This window comes from Lentimicrobiaceae bacterium, assembly GCA_020636745.1.
GTDB lineage: Bacteria > Bacteroidota > Bacteroidia > Bacteroidales > Lentimicrobiaceae > Lentimicrobium.
Genome location: JACJXH010000006.1, coordinates 129,957 through 148,384, shown reverse-complemented (window position 1 = coordinate 148,384; position 18,428 = coordinate 129,957). Strand labels below are relative to the sequence as shown.

The 18,428-nt window shown below is 39.8% G+C and carries 14 protein-coding genes and 1 tRNA gene; 8 read left to right on the top strand and 7 right to left on the bottom strand.

Translation table 11 applies throughout. The features are described from left to right. Positions 1 to 65 precede the first annotated feature (65 nt). The 3 genes from H6541_10690 to H6541_10680 are packed head-to-tail and all read right to left on the bottom strand — an operon-like array spanning position 66 to position 4,033. Positions 66 to 1,133 (bottom strand): RluA family pseudouridine synthase, encoded by a 1,068-nt coding sequence (locus tag H6541_10690; protein MCB9016251.1) that lies wholly within the window; start codon positions 1,131 to 1,133, stop codon positions 66 to 68. Between the two features lie 11 nt (positions 1,134 to 1,144). Further along, positions 1,145 to 3,160 (bottom strand): T9SS type A sorting domain-containing protein, encoded by a 2,016-nt coding sequence (locus H6541_10685; GenBank protein ID MCB9016250.1) that lies wholly within the window; start codon positions 3,158 to 3,160, stop codon positions 1,145 to 1,147. A 39-nt stretch (positions 3,161 to 3,199) separates the two neighbouring features. Beyond that, positions 3,200 to 4,033, bottom strand: a complete 834-nt coding sequence (locus tag H6541_10680) for a PASTA domain-containing protein (GenBank protein MCB9016249.1) — start codon at positions 4,031 to 4,033, stop codon at positions 3,200 to 3,202. Positions 4,034 to 4,223: 190 nt separating this feature from the next. On the opposite strand from H6541_10680, the gene H6541_10675 reads away from it, so the two are divergent. The 5 genes from H6541_10675 to H6541_10655 all read left to right on the top strand — a co-directional run bounded on the left by H6541_10675 (position 4,224) and on the right by H6541_10655 (position 8,809). Beyond that, the gene (locus H6541_10675; protein MCB9016248.1) at positions 4,224 to 5,225 is read left to right on the top strand and encodes a D-alanine--D-alanine ligase; all 1,002 of its coding nucleotides are present in this window, start codon (positions 4,224 to 4,226) and stop codon (positions 5,223 to 5,225) included. A gap of 210 nt (positions 5,226 to 5,435) precedes the next feature. After that, a complete protein-coding gene (locus H6541_10670) occupies positions 5,436 to 5,768 on the top strand; it encodes a hypothetical protein (GenBank protein ID MCB9016247.1) in 333 nt (110 codons plus the stop codon). A gap of 29 nt (positions 5,769 to 5,797) precedes the next feature. After that, positions 5,798 to 7,006, top strand: a complete 1,209-nt coding sequence (locus H6541_10665; protein MCB9016246.1) for a histidine kinase — start codon at positions 5,798 to 5,800, stop codon at positions 7,004 to 7,006. A 5-nt stretch (positions 7,007 to 7,011) separates the two neighbouring features. Next, positions 7,012 to 7,782: a response regulator transcription factor gene (locus H6541_10660; GenBank protein MCB9016245.1), complete on the top strand. Its 771-nt coding sequence runs from the start codon at positions 7,012 to 7,014 to the stop codon at positions 7,780 to 7,782. Between the two features lie 7 nt (positions 7,783 to 7,789). Next, positions 7,790 to 8,809 (top strand): hypothetical protein, encoded by a 1,020-nt coding sequence (locus tag H6541_10655; protein MCB9016244.1) that lies wholly within the window; start codon positions 7,790 to 7,792, stop codon positions 8,807 to 8,809. A gap of 111 nt (positions 8,810 to 8,920) precedes the next feature. On the opposite strand, the gene H6541_10650 is transcribed toward H6541_10655, so the two are convergent. Further along, on the bottom strand, positions 8,921 to 10,834 hold the full coding sequence (locus H6541_10650) for a T9SS type A sorting domain-containing protein (GenBank protein MCB9016243.1): 1,914 nt from the start codon (positions 10,832 to 10,834) through the stop codon (positions 8,921 to 8,923). Positions 10,835 to 11,278: 444 nt separating this feature from the next. Here H6541_10650 and H6541_10645 point away from each other — a divergent pair, with 444 nt between their 5' ends. Next, the gene (locus H6541_10645) at positions 11,279 to 12,622 is read left to right on the top strand and encodes a PAS domain-containing protein (protein ID MCB9016242.1); all 1,344 of its coding nucleotides are present in this window, start codon (positions 11,279 to 11,281) and stop codon (positions 12,620 to 12,622) included. A 172-nt stretch (positions 12,623 to 12,794) separates the two neighbouring features. Further along, positions 12,795 to 13,442, top strand: a complete 648-nt coding sequence (gene msrA / locus H6541_10640) for a peptide-methionine (S)-S-oxide reductase MsrA (GenBank protein MCB9016241.1) — start codon at positions 12,795 to 12,797, stop codon at positions 13,440 to 13,442. Positions 13,443 to 13,493: 51 nt separating this feature from the next. On the opposite strand, the gene H6541_10635 is transcribed toward msrA, so the two are convergent. Next, positions 13,494 to 13,575: transfer RNA gene (locus H6541_10635), tRNA-Leu, on the bottom strand. Between the two features lie 155 nt (positions 13,576 to 13,730). Here H6541_10635 and H6541_10630 point away from each other — a divergent pair. Then, positions 13,731 to 14,582, top strand: a complete 852-nt coding sequence (locus H6541_10630; protein MCB9016240.1) for a hypothetical protein — start codon at positions 13,731 to 13,733, stop codon at positions 14,580 to 14,582. A gap of 103 nt (positions 14,583 to 14,685) precedes the next feature. On the opposite strand, the gene tpx is transcribed toward H6541_10630, so the two are convergent. Beyond that, entirely contained in the window at positions 14,686 to 15,183 is a 498-nt protein-coding gene (gene tpx, locus H6541_10625; GenBank protein ID MCB9016239.1) for a thiol peroxidase, read from the bottom strand. Between the two features lie 124 nt (positions 15,184 to 15,307). Beyond that, entirely contained in the window at positions 15,308 to 18,247 is a 2,940-nt protein-coding gene (locus tag H6541_10620) for a serine hydrolase (protein ID MCB9016238.1), read from the bottom strand. Between the last annotated feature and the right edge of the window lie 181 nt (positions 18,248 to 18,428).

Genomic DNA, 18,428 nt, shown 5'->3' with positions numbered 1-18,428 from the left:
GTTAAACTAACATCATTCTAAGTTGTTAAAAATGGGGTGGAAAAATTAATATCAATCCACTTGAATCAGCTTCGCGCAGAAATATACTTTTCCCACTTTTCAATCACCGAAGCCATATCAGCTGGCAGATCTGAGTCAAACTGCATTTGCAATCCCGTAACAGGGTGAACAAATCCTAAAGACTTTGCGTGAAGAGCCTGTCTTGGCAGCATTTCAAAACAATTTTCAACAAATTTCCTATACGATCCGCTGGTAGTTCCTTTCAGAATTTTACTACCTCCATACCTTTCATCACTAAACAGCGGATGGCCTATATATTTCATGTGGGCACGAATCTGATGAGTGCGGCCAGTTTCAAGGCGGCATTCAACCAGACTTACATAATCAAAGCTACGCAATATTCTGTAATGGGTAACGGCGTGTTTACCATGTTCTCCGTCAGGAAATACAGCCATTATCAAACGATTGGTCAAATTGCGTCCAACATGGCCTGTAATGGTTCCTTCATGTTCTTTAGGAGTTCCCCAGACTAAAGCCTGATAAGTGCGACGGATAGTGTGATCGAAAAAATTCTTGGCCAGTTTCGACTGTGCTTCTTCCGTTTTAGCCACCAGGATGATGCCAGAGGTATCTTTATCAATTCGATGCACCAATAACGGCATGGCATCCGGCGATGCGCCTGGCTGATTTCTCAGATGCCACACCAAAGCATTAAGCATTGTCCCTTCAAAATTAGCATACCCGGGATGTACAACCATACCGGCTTCTTTATTGATTACCAATAAGTAATCATCTTCATAAACTATATTGAGCGGAATATTTTCAGGCAAAACCTCAGTTTCTCGCGGAGGATGCGCCATCACCACTGAAATAACATCAAGTGGTTTTATTCTGTAATTTTGCTTAACAGCCTCGCCATTTACAAGAATATTACCAGCTTTAGCGGCTTGCTGTATTTTGTTACGCGAAGCATTTTCAATTCTGGTCATCAGAAATTTATCAATTCTGATGAGGCCCTGTTTGCGATCAGCTACAATACGATGATGCTCATACAGCTCATTTTCAACACTTTCATCATCAACAAACTCAGGTGAATCATGTTCTTCTTCCATGTAATTCAGCTCATCAACCATAAAATGAATTCTTAGCGATTGATCAGCAATTTACTTCTTCCAACCAATGCGCCATCAGCATTCAACACCTGAATTACATACAAGCCTGATGACAGATGGCTAAAATCTTCCTGACGATTGAATACTTTATCCACAACCAGACTACCTGTTGAATTATAAACTGTAGTTCTTAAATCCGTTACCTTTTCTCCTGCCGGAAGTTGTAAAACTACATAACCATTATGGCTGGGATTTGGATATACATTCAATGATTTTTCAAAATCATTTTCACTAATGCCAACAACTTTTTCTTTACCCAAAACAGGACGTATCATTAAAGCACCTTTATACAGGCTCTGGCTCCATCCTCCGAAGGTTTTATAAAATATATCGGCTGATGCATCATTATTTTTATCGTAGCCTATATTCAGGTTATCATCAGTGGTTTGTTCCCAACCCACATAAAAAGTAAGGTTAGGAAACTGACCTGCCTGAATTTTTATGACACTATCAAGTTTATAGGTAAAAAACATATTAAGGCTATCTTCATAAGAAGGTTCGTACCCAAACTTAGAATAGATGAGCTCTCCGGGTTCTCCAAAAAAGTCGTTCCACACATTCAGGTAAAAACTTTTAACATTTCCACCTTTGAGAGTTTTATTAAAGTACATCTGCAAAGCAACAAGTGAATCGGGGCCATTTAATTTGAAGCGATATGCAAGCTGCGCACCCTGAGGGGTAAGACCATAGCCTGCTTCTGCCGTACCGTCATCGTAAGAAAGATAGTTTGAAAACAGCTGAACATTCCTGATTGTATCATTTTGTCTGCGGCTAAGATTAGCTTCAGTATTAAGAATATGTGTTGTTGTAAAATACACCTTCTCCTGAGTACCTATGGGAAATAAAAAATTAACAGGCGGATGTGCAAATGGCTGATGCGATGTGTAACCGTCGGTAGAAAAAGGTGCGATAAAATAATTTCCTCCATTATAGTTAAATACAGGTTCGTTGTTTTCGCGGGTTACCTCGAAACGGTAAGATGCATTGTAGTTAATATTATTAAGATTGGTAATTCTTAAATGAATACTATCCACCATTTCATTGATAAAATTAAACCGATATTGATTATAAGGCATTGAGGTATAATTCTTTAACATCCTTGGAGCTTTAGCTGCAAAAGCAATATCCCGGTGAAGGGTATCAGCCAGGCTACGTCCAATGTTCAAATACACATAATCAATATTCCACTGGTCACCATTGCTTTGCCAATCGGGCAATATGGAGCTGGCAAGGCTGGCATAATTCCGAAATCTGAACTGAAATCCTGAAGTGTAAAACATAGCACTATCACTAACAGGAATAATCACCTGCCTGAACCAGGTACTATCTTCATTATAGAAACTACTCAGGCTTTGCCCCGGAGAGCTCCAGGCTTTACGCCAGCCTTCGATAATAACAGTATCATTTACAATAGTATCAACGCCATTAATAACCGTATCAACAGGAAAAATCAGGGTTTGCGTTTCGCCCGGGGCTAAAAATTCGAGGACCAAAGAATCGGCGCGGGCTGGAGCATTACCATTACCCTGTGGCTGATAATAAAAACTAAAATAAACAGAATCAGCACGTGTAATAGCCCTGGGCACAGGAGAGAACACCGAATCGAGCCTGATTGGTTGTGAGGTCAAATAATCGGCCATAAAAGCAAAAGGGCTGGCGTTGTCATGTAATCTTCCCAGATGGTTAATAGCATCAAGTGTTGCGACACCCACTGTAGGAGGGTAAACAGCATAATCATCGCTGATAAAGGCATCCTGATCTATCCAGCGTGCAGGATCCGGAAAAACAGTTGCACCAGAAAAATCGTCAAAAAAAGGCATCAAAAGCGGAGTATTTAACTCAACCGAAGCCTTTTGTTGTTTGGCTTTTTCAGCAACCATAGGATTTACGACTATTCCAGTGATAACTTCCTGACCATTTACAATGCCACGACAAAATATTGTTAAAATGACAAAATAAAAAATGTGCTTCATTTTACTTCTCATCATATAATTCTTGGTTCAAAAACAGCAAATCAACGCTCTCAATTAATATACAGAATCACTAACAGTTCCCAGTGTATCTGCGCCCATATTTTCGAGGTAAGTATCAAAATCAAAGATAACAGGGTCGCGAAACACCAGACTTACCTGCTGGCCGGCATTAAGCATCATACCACGCACAAAAGACGGGCTTTGCGAATAAACTCTGGCAGTTGCCGGCTCGGCATCATCTTCAAAAGTTTCCTCCCCCACACTTAAATAATTTCGCTCAAGAATTTTCCTAGCCTCATCACGGGTTTTTCCGATCAGAAACGGAATCTGGTAGCGGCCATTTCCCATGCTCTGTCCGACTTTTAACGAAATAACAGAACCTTTAAGAATACCCGTTCCCGGTTCAATATTCTGATTTCTGTATAACTGTGCCAATACCGCATTTTCAGCAATATCGGGAACATAGCTGATATTCCCAAGTTTTAAACCATAAGTTTCCAATGTCGCACTGGCCTGCCTTAAAGTCAGATCCACCAGATTAGGCATATTCACCTGTTCAGGCAATACAGCCACTGTAGTAAGGTAAATCTTGCGCATGCGTTTAACATTAGATCCCGGCTGCGGGTCCTGAATAATAACGGTACCCTTAGGTTGCCTTGAATCAAAAACAGAATCGACAACAATGACCTCAAAGTTACTGATGGTTTCGAGTTGCGAAATCTGCTCAGGCGTCAATCCCACAAGAGCAGGCACCTGAACTGATTCTCCGTGATGTGTATACCATTTCAGTGCACCCAACACCAAAATAATGATTAACAGAGTTAGCGCCACCGTTAAGATGAAGTGCTTTAGAAAAACGCGTGTTTGTATAAATTCGAAAAAATTCATGAAGTTGCCATTTAGCCGAAAAAATCTTTTAAAAGAAATACACCAGCCGGATAGGTTAATTAACTTTGCCCGCTGCAATTTATTGCGCAGCGAGCAAAGATATAAATAATTGGCGGGCTTAAGAAAAGCCGGAATATGATAATTTTGCATTCTGCAACCAAAGAGATTCAACTTCTTGCATAAAACAATTATGAAAAAAAACATTGCACTGCTTACCGGAGGCTATTCTGAAGAATTTGACATTTCTGTAAAAAGCGGAAAAGTAATAGCAAGCCAACTGGATAATGAATTGTTCAACACCTATCAGATTACAATAAACAGGGATAGATGGGTTTATACAACTGAACAGGGCAAGGAATATAATATCGATTTGAATGATTTCTCGCTTCGGTTGCCAGACGCTGTAATTCATTTTGATGCTGCTTTCATTGGTATTCATGGCACACCGGGAGAAGACGGCAAGCTACAGGGCTATCTTGATATGATGCATGTACCCTATAATACTTGCGGCAGAGTAACTTCATCACTTACGTTCAATAAGTTTTTCTGCAACGGCTTTGTAAGTAACTTAGGTATAAATGTGGCAAAAACCTTTTATCTGCATCGCCGCGACCGGATAAACGAGGACGAAATACTAAAATACACAGGACTTCCATGCTTTGTAAAGCCCAACAGTAATGGGTCAAGCATTGGCATTTCAAAGGTAAAAGAAGCCGGTGAGTTACAGGCGGCTATTTCAAAATCTTTTGAAGTTGACGATGAAACACTCGTTCAGGAATTTATTCCGGGAGCCGAAATTACCTGTGGCATTTATGAAAAAGATGGCAAGCTGAATATATTACCGCTTACTTTGGTTGTAAGTCATAAGGAGTGGTTTGACTATGAAGCAAAATATACTGATGGAATGGCTGATGAAATTTCGCCAGCACCCATTGATGAAAAACTGGCCATCCAATGCCGTGAAATTTCTGCCATGCTTTACCGAAAGCTGAACTGCAAGGGAATTGTAAGAATTGACTATATTTTAACCCCTGAAACATTTCCGGGAGGTCAGCAATTTTATTTTCTGGAAGTCAATACAATACCTGGCCTTTCCGAGGCAAGTATCGTTCCCCGGCAGGCCGCCAGCGTGGGCATTAGCCTGAAGCAGCTGTTTACTGATGTCATGAATGAAACCCTGAATAATTATTAGATTCATTCCTTAATTTTGCTTTACCTGAATTCACAAGAGCTGTAATTCAGGCAAATACCAAAATCTGCTCAACACTTCACCTGTTTATTCAATCAATTCACACACGTTGAATGTCGGTTCGCATGAAATGCGTTTCGCTGACCTTCATGGCGATATATCTTTGTTTCATCAACAGTAAATAACTGATAAACAAACTTAAAACCCAAAGCCATGAAAACTTTAATTCTTTCAACAGCCATTGCCCTGATGATGTCGCTCAGCCTTTCTGCAGCAACCGATGGAACCAAAACCGCCTCCGCAACCAAAGTTCAGATTTTTCAGACTAACCCAGAGAGTGTAGACGTTTATGTCGCCAAAATATCTGACGACTTGTTAAAAATAAGAATTTACAGTGAATCAGGAACACCTTTGATGACCACCAGAGTTAAGAAGCAAAAAACCAGGTACATCCGCTTTCATATGAATGAACTTCCTGAAGGGAAATACAAGGTTTGCGTTGAAAAAGACAATGAACCTATCTCGAGCTTCAACATTTCCAAATAGTCATATAAACACAAAAAAATACAGTAAAAATGTCAATCGCTCTGAATAACATGGCATTACCACACAATTACCCTGAAAGTACCGGCTATCTTACCGGTACTTTTCAGGATAATGGCAACACCTGTTCTTTCAGAACAAAAACGAAGACTTCAGCTCCTTACATCAATTTATTACCTTTGAAGCTTAATTTTCAACCCGAGATGATTTTCAACATCTTCAAAAAACCTTTATTAAGGTTGTTGTCAACGCTTCTGCTGAGTTTCCCGCTCAAGATGCTTCTTGATGTAATCTTTGGATTACTTTATCGCAATTACTTAATATTAAGACCCTTAGAAGAATACATTGGCGCAGCTTTCATCACTGTTTTAACGCTTGAAATTGTCTTCTTCATCAAACAAAAGCTTAACAGAATACTACCTTGGGAAAAGAGTCCGACGCGCAGACTGGGCATTGAACTTGGCATAAATCTGCCTTTCATGTCTGCTGTTATTTTTCTGCTGAGTTTTCTTGTCAATATATATTTCATCAAATCGGTATTTATCAAACTAAGCGACCAGATTCTTACCACCCTGTATTACATAATAATTCTGGTTATCATACCAGCATTCACTGAATTTGCGCTTTTTCTTCTCAACAAATGGAAATTGAATATTGCTGAGATGGAGCGTTACAAAAAAGAAAATGCAGAATACAAGTTCGAAACTTTAAGGACTCAATTAAATCCGCATTTTCTTTTCAACAGCTTTAACACCTTGTCATCGTTAATTTTTGAAGACCAGCAAAAAGCAGCCAACTTTATACGCGATCTTTCTGATGTTTACAGATATGTATTAGAAAACAAAAGCCGCGACACTATCTTACTAAGCGAAGAAGTCAGGTTTATCAAATCGTTCGTATACCTATATCAACTAAGATTTGACAACAAACTTACAGTTGTCATTCAGATTTCTGACGACCTTCTGCACAAACTGATTGCGCCCATGACTTTGCAGTTGCTGGTAGAAAACGCAATCAAGCACAATATCATATCTCAAAAAAAACCGCTTGAGATAACCATTACCTCGAATCAGGATGCAAGCATTGTGGTAAAAAACAACCTTCAGAAAAAAAACACAGAAGTGATTTCATCAGAAATAGGCTTAAAAAACATTATCAGCAGATATGCCTATCTTACAGGCAGACCCGTTGAGATAACAGAAAATGAAAACGAGTTTGTTGTTAAAGTCCCCTTAATCTGACTGTTATGAAAGTATTGATTGTTGAAGACGAACCTTTTGCACAACAGGAACTCATAAGGTTATTGAATACCACCTGTGACGATGTTGACATACTCGAATGCATTGATTCGATTGAGGACACTGTGCAATGGCTCAGGGCAAATCCCCTGCCCGATTTGATTTTCCTTGACATTCAACTTTCAGATGGGTTGAGCTTTGAGATTTTCAGGCAGGAAAAAATACTTTGCCCGGTAATATTTACCACCGCATATGACGAATACGCTATTCAGGCGTTTAGAGTCAACAGTATTGATTACTTACTTAAGCCTGTTAAACCATCAGATTTAGCTGCAGCAATTCAAAAATTTGAAGCAGTGAGTAACTTGTACAAATCAACAAACAAGCCGGCAATAGACCTGAGCATGCTTGAACAGCTCCTCAGGCCTGGCGATAAAAATTACAAAACAAGGTTTATAGCCAGGTTAGGTGACCAAATAAAACACATTCCGGTTGAAGACGCTGCATGGTTTTATGCTGAAGACAATGTCGTGTTTCTGGTTACTGCAAGCAACAACCGGTTTATTATTGATTATACGCTGGACCAGGTAAGCCTGCAATTGGATCCTGCACAATTTTTCAGAGTGAACCGTGGATGCATTGCATGCATAAAAAGCATTGGAAAAGTTAGTCGGTACTTCAATGGCAGATTGCTCATTGAATTAAACCCCGCTTCACCAGAGCCCGTTTATGTAAGTCGTGCAAAGGCACAGGAATTTATTCAATGGCTTGACAAATAATATCAAGATGAAGAACTTGACTTTTCAAAACAAAACCATAAAAATCAGCTTTCTTTTGCTGATAACCGCGTTGTTATCTTCCTGTTACAAACAACAGGTAATTATAGACCGGATACCCCTCAATACACCCGAAGGAAGTGATATTTTCATTACCGGAAATTTCAACAATTGGGATCCGGGCGATGACAAATACCGGATGACACGCCAAAGTGACGGTACATATTCCATTACTTTACCACGTGGAATTGGCAAACTAAACTACAAATTCACCAGAGGCGACTGGACCCGCGTTGAGAAAAACCAATGCGGATACGATATAAAAAACAGAAGTCTCAACTATGGAGAAAAAGAAACCCAAATTAATCAGGTTGAATGCTGGGGAGACACAGAGCCTATGAACTGTGTTCAAAAAGTAATTGTCATACGTCAGCTTCCTGACAACACACCCCAGGACGCTCTTATTTACATGGCTTGTCAATTTAACAACTGGAATCCCGGAAACATTAATTATTCACTGCAAAAACACCCCAAAGGCTTTTATTACATTAACATTGACAACTATGGTGATTGCTTGTATTTCAAATTTACACTTGGCGATTGGTGGACAGTAGAAACCAATGCCAGTGGCCGCGACATTGACAACCGCCAATTTTGCTTCGACGGAAAAGACACACTTTTTGTAAAAATTGAAAAGTGGAAAAGCATTAAATATAAAAAGACCGGGAAAGTAACATTTGTAATCAATAAGCTTCCCGCATTAACATCTGCCGGAGATCCAATTTTTTTGACGGGAGACTTCAACAACTGGAATCCGGGAGAACAACAATATATCTTTAAACCGGATAGTACAGGGAAACGAATGATTACGCTTCTTACTGACGAAGAACTGATATCCTACAAAGTTACCCGTGGAAACTGGAAAAGTGTTGAAACACTTCCGTCAGGAATGGATATTCCGAACCGCACTTTTATTAACGGACAATCCGACACTGTATATCTGCAAATTGAGCGCTGGAAAGACCGGTAGGTGCGCAAAGTTACTGCCATCAAAAGGATGAGCATTCAGTTGTACACATTCTCAAAATGCGTTTACACACAACAAGCCAAAGCCAGCCAGCACAGGCACAAAAGTCACCTGTTAATGAACCAATAACAACCTCGCAGATTCAGTAAAAAACCGATTTTGTATTGTTACCAGGTAAAAGCCCGCCTTTAATGCTGACATATTCAGCCTGTAAAATGGCTGAGCAGGCACTCCTGCAGGACTTTCATAAACAATTCTACCTTGTGTATCTGCAATACTAATCCGGGTTGACTCATCTGATTCGTCACCCATCATTACAAAAAATTCACCCTGCGTCGGATTTGGGTAAATACGAGGCACAACTTTAATATAATTTTCGCGCAACAAGCTGTCAGCGCCAAAAGCATTGGTAACTTTAAGTTTTACATCGAAGAGGCCTGTTTGATTATAAGCCACTCCTTTGGGATGTTGCATATTTGAAGTACGGGGTTCGCCGCCTTCAAAATACCAGTTCCAAAGCGAAGGGTTGCCCGTTGACTGGTCAAAAAAATCTAATGTAGTTCCAACAAGGATAATGGCTGTATCAGCTTTAAATCTGGCCAAAGCCATATTTGAATTAAATGAGCCGTTGATACTGGTTAAACCTGTATTTAACGGATCGAGCCAGGGTTTAAGCCTGACCGAATCTGCGATACCGTTTGATTCCCACGAGAATGCCAGTTTTCCGTAATAATCAGGGCCGGTGAGATTTGAGCACCCCGACTCACCTCCGGTTAGTTGCCCTATCAATCTGCCCATGTTATCAAAAACTGGAGAGCCTGATGAGCCACCTTCGGTAACTCCATGGCCATTTTCCGTTGCACTCCAAACAACTCTGAAATGCGTTCCCGCAACGTCACCCCATTCACTTGATGTTAAAGGAGCTGTATAAGTTGAGATTTTCTTAACATCGCCTGCAGGATGATGAATACCCACACCGGCCGGGCTCATTTCACCGGTTCTGCTCCATCCGGCGTAAAATGGCTCATAGCTGGCTGGTATGGGTTCATTTAAGGTAACAAGGTAAAAATCACTTCCATCGTTGCCATTTGGAGAACTACTTGCCAGTTTAACAGCACCTGTGAGACTTTTTGAAGCCTCTACGGTTTCATCATCGCAGGATTGTGTTTCATACAAAAAGTAAAAAATCCATTGGGCAACATCAGAAGGAGTGGCGTAGGTTTCTGAGAAGGAGCGGGCACAATGGTCGGCTGTTAAAACAAGCGGGGAAAAATCACCTGCGGTATTATTGATGATGGTTCCTGTGCACCAATATGCAGCATTCCCGTTTTTAATCTGAATTCTTACAACACTTTTGCCCTGTTTTCGCCAGTTGTCGCCTTCACTACAAGCCATGTTTACTTCACATGAACCTGAATTGCTACCCTTTAAATTGCGTTCGCCGGCAAAATACATTGGTTTATAAACATAAAGCACTTCGCTGATGGTAAAAGGAGAAGAGCTAAATGAGCCATTCGGTTCAAAATATTCAAGAGTAATATTTTCTCCCTTAATAATTTCAGTCGAAAAAAGCCCGTCAGGTTTATTGTTCTTTTCCGTAAAGGCTCCAATAACTTGCTTTTTATCCTGTGAAAAAATAAACAAACGGGCACCAGCTGGAAGTTTAAAATCGCTGAAATACAAACCCAAACCAACTGCTCCTTCGACTGAAATGACAGTTGTCCATATCTTACTTCCATCAACCAAACTGGAAACCTGGCCTGAAGTTGAAGGGTTCAGATTTACAGGAATAGTAACGCCCATTCTTTCGGGAAAGCCAGATGATTCATTTTTATAATCTTCCAACTCAAGCATTTGGGCGTCGGGGTGTTCGAGCCTGACAATACTTTCATTCCGGAACAAACCAGGGTTGGCAAAGAGCAATGGCGTACCTCCTGAGCTGAGCTGGGAAAAAGCATCAGAGGATAACAACAACGCAATAAGAGCAAGCAAATAGAGCTTCAATATATATTTGAATTTTGAAATCATTGTCCCTGTTTTTAGCTGGATATTCTAGTGCCTGTTTAAGTGAAAGAGCAAACAGATTGTTCAATATTAATAGGTAATTTAATCAAATGTAATCAGTTGCTTGAATTCAGGCTGGCAGGCTGCCACACAAAATTAAATAATAAAACAGCAACAAAATTTAAAAACACAATGGAAAATATAGCAGGCGTCACAACCCCATCCTCTAAGATACAATTACATTTAATACAATATCAGAGCTTTTGAAAATAAACATCATGACTCAATAAAATCTTCGTCAAACAAATCACATCAACTTAAAAAAAACAAAAAAGCATCTGGCAAAAAAAAGAATTAAATCAGCTGTTACAATTCATAAAAAATAAGATTAACTCATAAAAGATTTCATCCGGGAAATTACTACCGGGCTTGAGCTAACCAATCTACCCCATAATAATAAAGGAATCTATGAAATTTCTAAGAAACAAGATTGTTGTACTTATCTCAATTATTGCGTTTGTAAGTATAGGTTTCATTATTTTTCTTCAACTGTATTTCAGTGCATCCGTAGAACGGATTAAAAGAACATATGCTGAAACTCAGTTAAACCAGTTGCAAAGTCAAATCATTATTAATGAAAATTCAACCGATCACGCGGTTTGTCAATTTGCATCAAACAAAACGATATTGTCTGAAGCCGCAAACGAAGAAAACGATATCACCAGCATTCAACATCAACTAAATGCTACTGGATTACAATTTCTGATAGTCACTGATGCCAACATCAAGCCTTCAAAAATTTTTTGCAATAATAACCATCGGAAAACGCACTTACTGCCATCAGATACAAGTATATTTCACAAGTCACTTGGCGATGGCAAAATCACCAGATATTTTATATGGGACAATGATTCTCTTTTTGCCATTTCTGCAATAAAAGTTGCTTTATCCAATCAGGAGAAAGCCGGAACATCACCAGGCTGGCTATTTGCAGGCAGGTACATAAATGAGGAATACTCTAAAAACCTCATATTGCATGAACCCGGCACGGTTGAAATAAAAAAGGAAGCCCAACCGGCCCAGTCAGTTATCAATAAAAAAACATCAATTTATACATCTGACTTACCTTTATACGGCTGGGACAATGAAGCTGTAGCAACCGTAGAACTTCAAACACAGCCAGAATTAATGAAGGTATTATCAGGTCATCAGTTTTTGCTGCTGATAGGCATGATGGTAAGCATTTTCGTATTTACCATTTTTATTGGATTGTATTTAAACAGGTATTACATTCTGCCCATCAGATACATTTCGCTGGCACTAAAGAACAAAGACCCCGAATATATTAAAGCAATAAACGATAACGACCCTGATATCAAGACATTGCAAAGCATGATTATAAATATATTTAGTCAGGAGAGAATGCTGTCGGATATGATTCATCAACGAAATGACGATCACATGAATACTTTTCATGCGGCCATCCTTTCAAAAATCAACGAAGCAGTTTATGCTACTGACCATAAGGGCATAATTACTTACTGGAATAAATCAGCCGAAAGCTTATACCTGACCAAAGAAGAGCATGCTGTTTCAAAAATAGCCGCTGTACTCATCCGCAACCTTTGGGCCAAACCCAACGACGAAGAAATCCATTTAAACGAATTGAAAACAAATGGGGTTTGGCAGGGTAAGCTCAAACAGGAGATTCCTGATGGCAGCGAAATCATGGTTGATTTAAGTATCTCATGCTTATATGATAATTACGGAGCGCTTCTGGGGCATTTGTATATCGTAAGAAAAGGTCATTAATCTAATTCTTTATTTAAATTTCAGACCTTATTAAAGGAAAAAACCTGCAAAACACCCTGAAATTTACCTCAATATATGTGCTTTCATCCTGTTAATGCTTGCGAAACATTCATCATTTCAGGGCATAGTTTTTGAACACCCTGCAATATTTTATGTTTAATGAAGAAACAAAATGAAATCATCCACCATTTTCATTCTGATTCTCGCATCAATTTTTCAGATACAGACAGGCTGCACTTCTGAAAGCACACATAATAACATCCGTACTATGAATCCACAAATTGCAACTGACACCGCTACTTTTGGCGCTGGCTGTTTTTGGTGTACTGAAGCTATTTTTCTTCAACTTAAAGGAGTCATACAAGTAGAATCAGGATATTCAGGAGGTAAACGTGCTAACCCTACCTATGAACAGGTAAGTTCAGGCGCTACCGGGCATGCTGAGGTTACCCAGATTATTTATAATCCGGATATCATATCTTTTACCGAATTACTTGAAGTTTTCTGGAAAACACACGACCCTACCACACTAAACCAGCAAGGTGCTGACATAGGCACCCAATACCGCTCAGTGATATTCTACCATAATACAAACCAGAAAAAGCTGGCAGAAGAATACAAAGAAAAACTCAATAAAAGTGGAGCCTGGGAAAAACCACTGGTAACTGAAATCAGCCCATTTACAGCTTTTTACAAAGCCGAAGATTACCATCAAAACTATTACAACAACAATAAGCAGGCACCATATTGCAGATTTGTAATAGGCCCGAAATTAGATAAGTTTCAAAAAGTATTTGGAGACAGATTTTCAAAGCAATAACTAATCCATTTGGACCAGACATAAAAAAAACCGCAAAAGCGGTTTTTTTTGTGCGGATGAAGGGACTCGAACCCCCACGCCTCTCGGCACCAGATCCTAAGTCTGGCGCGGCTACCAATTACGCCACATCCGCTAAGGAGGCGCAAAGATAATTCTTTTTTGTTATCCTGGCATAATTTTTCAAAACTTTAAACAAACTAAATAACTACTAAACCTTTCAAATGGCCAACTGTTTAATTAATTGAATATCAAACCGTACTATCCACAAACCATTTTATTTTTTTAACAATGAAAAACATATTCATCACTTTTACAGCTATACTTCTTGTATCAGCTTCACTGGTTTCGGCCCAATCATCATTTCAGGACACTGCCATCACAAAATTATGGGAAGCCAGTGACAATTTGTTAACACCTGAATCTGTGCTGTATGATGCACATGAAAATGTACTATACGTTTCCTGTGTTAATCATAATCCATGGTCAAAAGATGAAAACGGGTATATTGCCAAATTAAGTGTCGACGGAAAAACCATCAATAACCAATGGGCTACAGGATTAAGTGCACCTAAAGGGATGGGCATAACCCATGGCAAATTATATGTAACAAACATAGATGAAGTTGTTGAAATTAGTCTGGAAACAGGAATTATCGCGAATCGTTACACACACCCGCGAGCCATTAACCTGAATGATATTGCAGTTAGCAGCGATGGCATTGTATATGTTTCGGACAGCAAAGGAGATTGTATATTTAAATTACAAGATCATAAACTTCAGATTCTCACCGACTCGCCAGAAGTTAAAGCCAGCAATGGACTGTTTCTTGAGAAAGGTCTTTTGCTTTGCGGACAGCAAAACAGAATAGCAGCATTAAATCTGCAGACACTTGAGGTAAGCTCATTTATTGAAAATACAGGGGGAATTGACGGCATAGAAGCAATTGGTATTGAAACCTATCTGTTTTCTGACTGGGCTGGTCATATCTACTTTGCCCAACCCGGTTCAGAGAAGAAGCTTATACTCGATACAACTCCTCTTAAAATAAATGCTGCAGATATTGGCTTTGACAGGACCAGGATGATTTTATTTGTGCCAACATTTTTTCACAACTCCGTAGCAGCATACAAGTATAACTAGCTCTATTCTCATTTAGTTTACATACGTATGGTATTCACATCTCAATCTATATTCAACTAAAAAGGGCGCATAAGCGCCCTTTTTAGTTTCTGTTTATCGTATCTCAGATGGCATTTAACGCTTTCTCATAATCAGGCTCCTGAGCAATTTCAGGAACCTGCTCGGCGTACTTAACCACTCCGTTTTCGTCAGCAACAACGACTGCACGTGAATGAAGTCCGGCCAAAGGGCCATCAATTATCTCCACACCGAAACTTTTACCAAAACTGCCGGTACGAAAATCAGAGGCAGAAACAACATTCTCTAATCCTTCAGTAGTGCAAAAGCGACTGTGTGCAAAAGGGAGGTCCTTGGAAATACACACCACCACCGTATTATTAAGCTTACCAGCATCGGAATTAAAACGCCTTACAGATGAAGCACAAACAGCAGTATCCAAACTTGGAAAAATGTTATAAACCACTTTTTTACCTTTGAGTTCATCAGCCGACAACTCGCTGAGATCTGTTTTTACAAGTTTAAAATCAGGAACAGTACTTCCGACTACAGGTAAATTTCCGATAGTGTTGATGGGATTGCCTCCCAATGTAATTTTAGCCATTTTTTTTGTTTTTTTATATTGTGTTAATTAGGTTCAGAAACCAGATAATGCTCCGTAAACAATATACCATCAAAGGTGTTCAACCAAAATAATATTTTTTTTTGGTTGTAAAGGCAGGCTTTTGTCACATACCTTTAGTAATGGCCTCATATATAGCTTCATGAATCCTGGTCCTGATATTCATCTGAGTAATTTTATTATTTCCGGCATCAGGAAAAACCCGGTTGCTCAAAAACACATAAATCAGGTTGTTTACTGGGTCGGCCCAGGCATAGGTACCGGTAAAGCCTGTGTGACCGAAACTGGCAGGCGAGGCGCTATCACAGGTTGGGCCGGGTTGTCCGGGAATAAGCGCGGGCTTATCAAAACCCATGCCTCTGCGGTTATTATTGCCGGCAAATTGCACTTTTGTAAAATCAGCAACAACCGCTGTATCCAGATATACTTCTCCGCCATACACACCTTTCTGCAAAAGCATTTGCATTATAACAGCAACATCCAATGCATCTGAAAACAACCCGGCATGACCTGCAACGCCGCCCAGCATGGCTGCAGTGGGATCGTGCACATCACCATGAACCAGCTGATGCCTGAACAAAGTGTCATTTTCAGTTGGTGCAATCCGATTTAGATCAAACCTTTCCCGGGGAAGATACCCCATTGTGGGCAAACCCATGCGGTTGTAAAAATTTTGCTGAACGTAAACATTTAAATCCTGCGACGTTATCTGCTTAAACGACTCAGCCAGCAATATAAAGCCTAAATCGCTGTATTTATATTCGTGCTTTTTCAGAAGCGGAGACTTAATAATTGAATCAATGATGGTATTGCGAAAATCTTTATTCATGTAAAAGTTTTGGGCTACCCTCAGCGTAAAATCAGGCCCATGCTCAGTTCTGAACAACAATGAATCTGAATATCCTTCTTTTTGAATCTTTTTATAGAACGGAATATATGGCTGCAAACCAGCCTGATGAGCCATTATTTCGCGAATAATCAGATGTGATTTATTGCTTTTTCGCAATGGCTTGAAATAATGGCTAAGCTTTTGGCCGGGGTCAATCAAACCATCTCCTGTCAGCTTCATTGCTGTAAGTGTAGTTGCAAAAACTTTGGTAAGCGAAGCCAAATCAAAAAGATCATCATTTTTCAACGGGATGTCAGAACCATATGTAAAACTGCCAAAAGCTTTACGATAAAACACTTTACCATCCTTCACAGCCACAAGCTGTGCGCCAGGGAAAGCCCCTGATTCAATACCGGCCATCACAATTGAATCTACTTTCTGCAGGCTGTGTGAAGAAATACCAACTTCTTCAGGAATGGTAAAGGCTAATCTGACAGGATCTCTGTCGAGGCCAGAACCAACAGGAAACTTGTCAGTTGAAGTAACCGGCAGCCTGCCTCCAACAGCTATTCCTCCAAAAACTGCCTGAGCTGTAAGGCTCTGCATAACAGCATTATCCTGGTAGGCAACAATGGTTGCAGCATAGTTGTCAATATTACTGAAAGAAGCCAATGCATAAGGACTTGAAAAAAGACAAAGCACGGTTTCTTTAATTTTGCACAGCGAATCGGCAAATGCAATTCCCTGAGCGTATATTCCGAATTTTTTCTGAGGCAAATCACTCGTTTTTACAAATCCAGTAATCACCAGATTAAATGGCTCAAGCAAACGTAAAATTGAGTCGCATGCATTTTTCCCTGGGTCTCTCGGAAGATGAAAGTGAGTTACCGGAGCATAATCAGACAATGCCTCCTGAAAAGGGACAATACTTGTGTCACCAATAACCACCGAAGCAATTTTGCAGGATTCAAGTGATTTCAAAGGGATTATATGGCGGGCATCATTAACAAGTGTAATGGCCTCAGTATTAGCTCTGCGGGTAATCAGTGAGGCCTTCGGGCTATTTAAATCTTCTGTCAGATTACTGGTATTAACAAAGCAATTACCACCTAAGCCTGATTCATATTTCCAATTTAGCACTCTTTTACACTTATCATCAATCAGTGACTGAGAGATATAACCACTGTCAATAGCTCTGCGGATATTTGTAATGGCCACCCTTGCATCAATTGGAAGAAGCAAAATATCATTTCCAGCCTTTAAGGCTTCGGCCTCAACCATTCCCGGATCAGAAAAATTGGTAAGACCTTTCATATCCATAGCATCAGTAATAACCATCCCCTGAAAGCCCAACTTATTCCTGAGCAAATCATTTATAATGGGTGAGGAGAGTGTTGCAATAGACCGGGCAGAAGTATCAAGGGCGGGCACTGCCAGATGTGAAACCATGACACCTTTTACACCATTATTTATCAGATATTTAAACGGAAATAATTCAATTGAATCGATTTCGGCCAATGATTTATTGATCAATGGCAAAGTATAATGAGAATCATTGCCGGTATCGCCGTGTCCCGGAAAATGTTTAGCAACAGCAATTAGTCCATTATCCTGCATTCCTTTCATATACCAGCAAGCTTTGACTGCTACATTTTCCCTGTCCTGACCAAAGGAACGGGCATTGATAACCGGGTTAAGTGGATTATTATTGACATCTGCAACAGGTGCAAAGTTAATTTGCACACCCAGTCGCTTCATCTGGCGTGCGATATCGGCCCCCATTTCGTAAATCAGGGAATCACTATGAATGGCACCCAGGGTCAGTTGTTTAGGAAACCATGATACACTATCGAGCCTCATGCCCGGTCCCCATTCGCCATCAATGGCAATAAACAAAGGTGTTCGGCTTAGTGACTGAAGCCGGTTGGTCACCATAGCCTGCCTTACCGGCCCTCCCTGAAAAAAACAAACGCCTCCAATCTTAACATTCTTAACCAAATCAGACAACTCATCAACATAAATGCTATCACGATTCGAATAAGCCCGCAACATAAGCAATTGAGCTATTCTATCATCAGGAGTAAGAGTTGCAAACACAGAATCAACCCAGGAGGTAGCTGCTGCATTGTTAATACCCTGCGAAAAGGCAATGCCATTCAGGAAAAGTGCAAAAAAAGAGACTGCCAAAATTTTGCTAAAAACATTAAACTTTACCATACACGAAAAGAAATAAGTGAAATTTTACGCCCAAATTTACCCAGCCAAAGGTACTACGATGCCTTTAATACTTTTAGATTTTATTGAAAAATGAGTTAAAGGAATTGAAAAAGCTATATTTTTGAAGGGAAAAGGCATTGCACTGGATTTTTAGACAAAAAGGGAGAGCCATATCGGACAT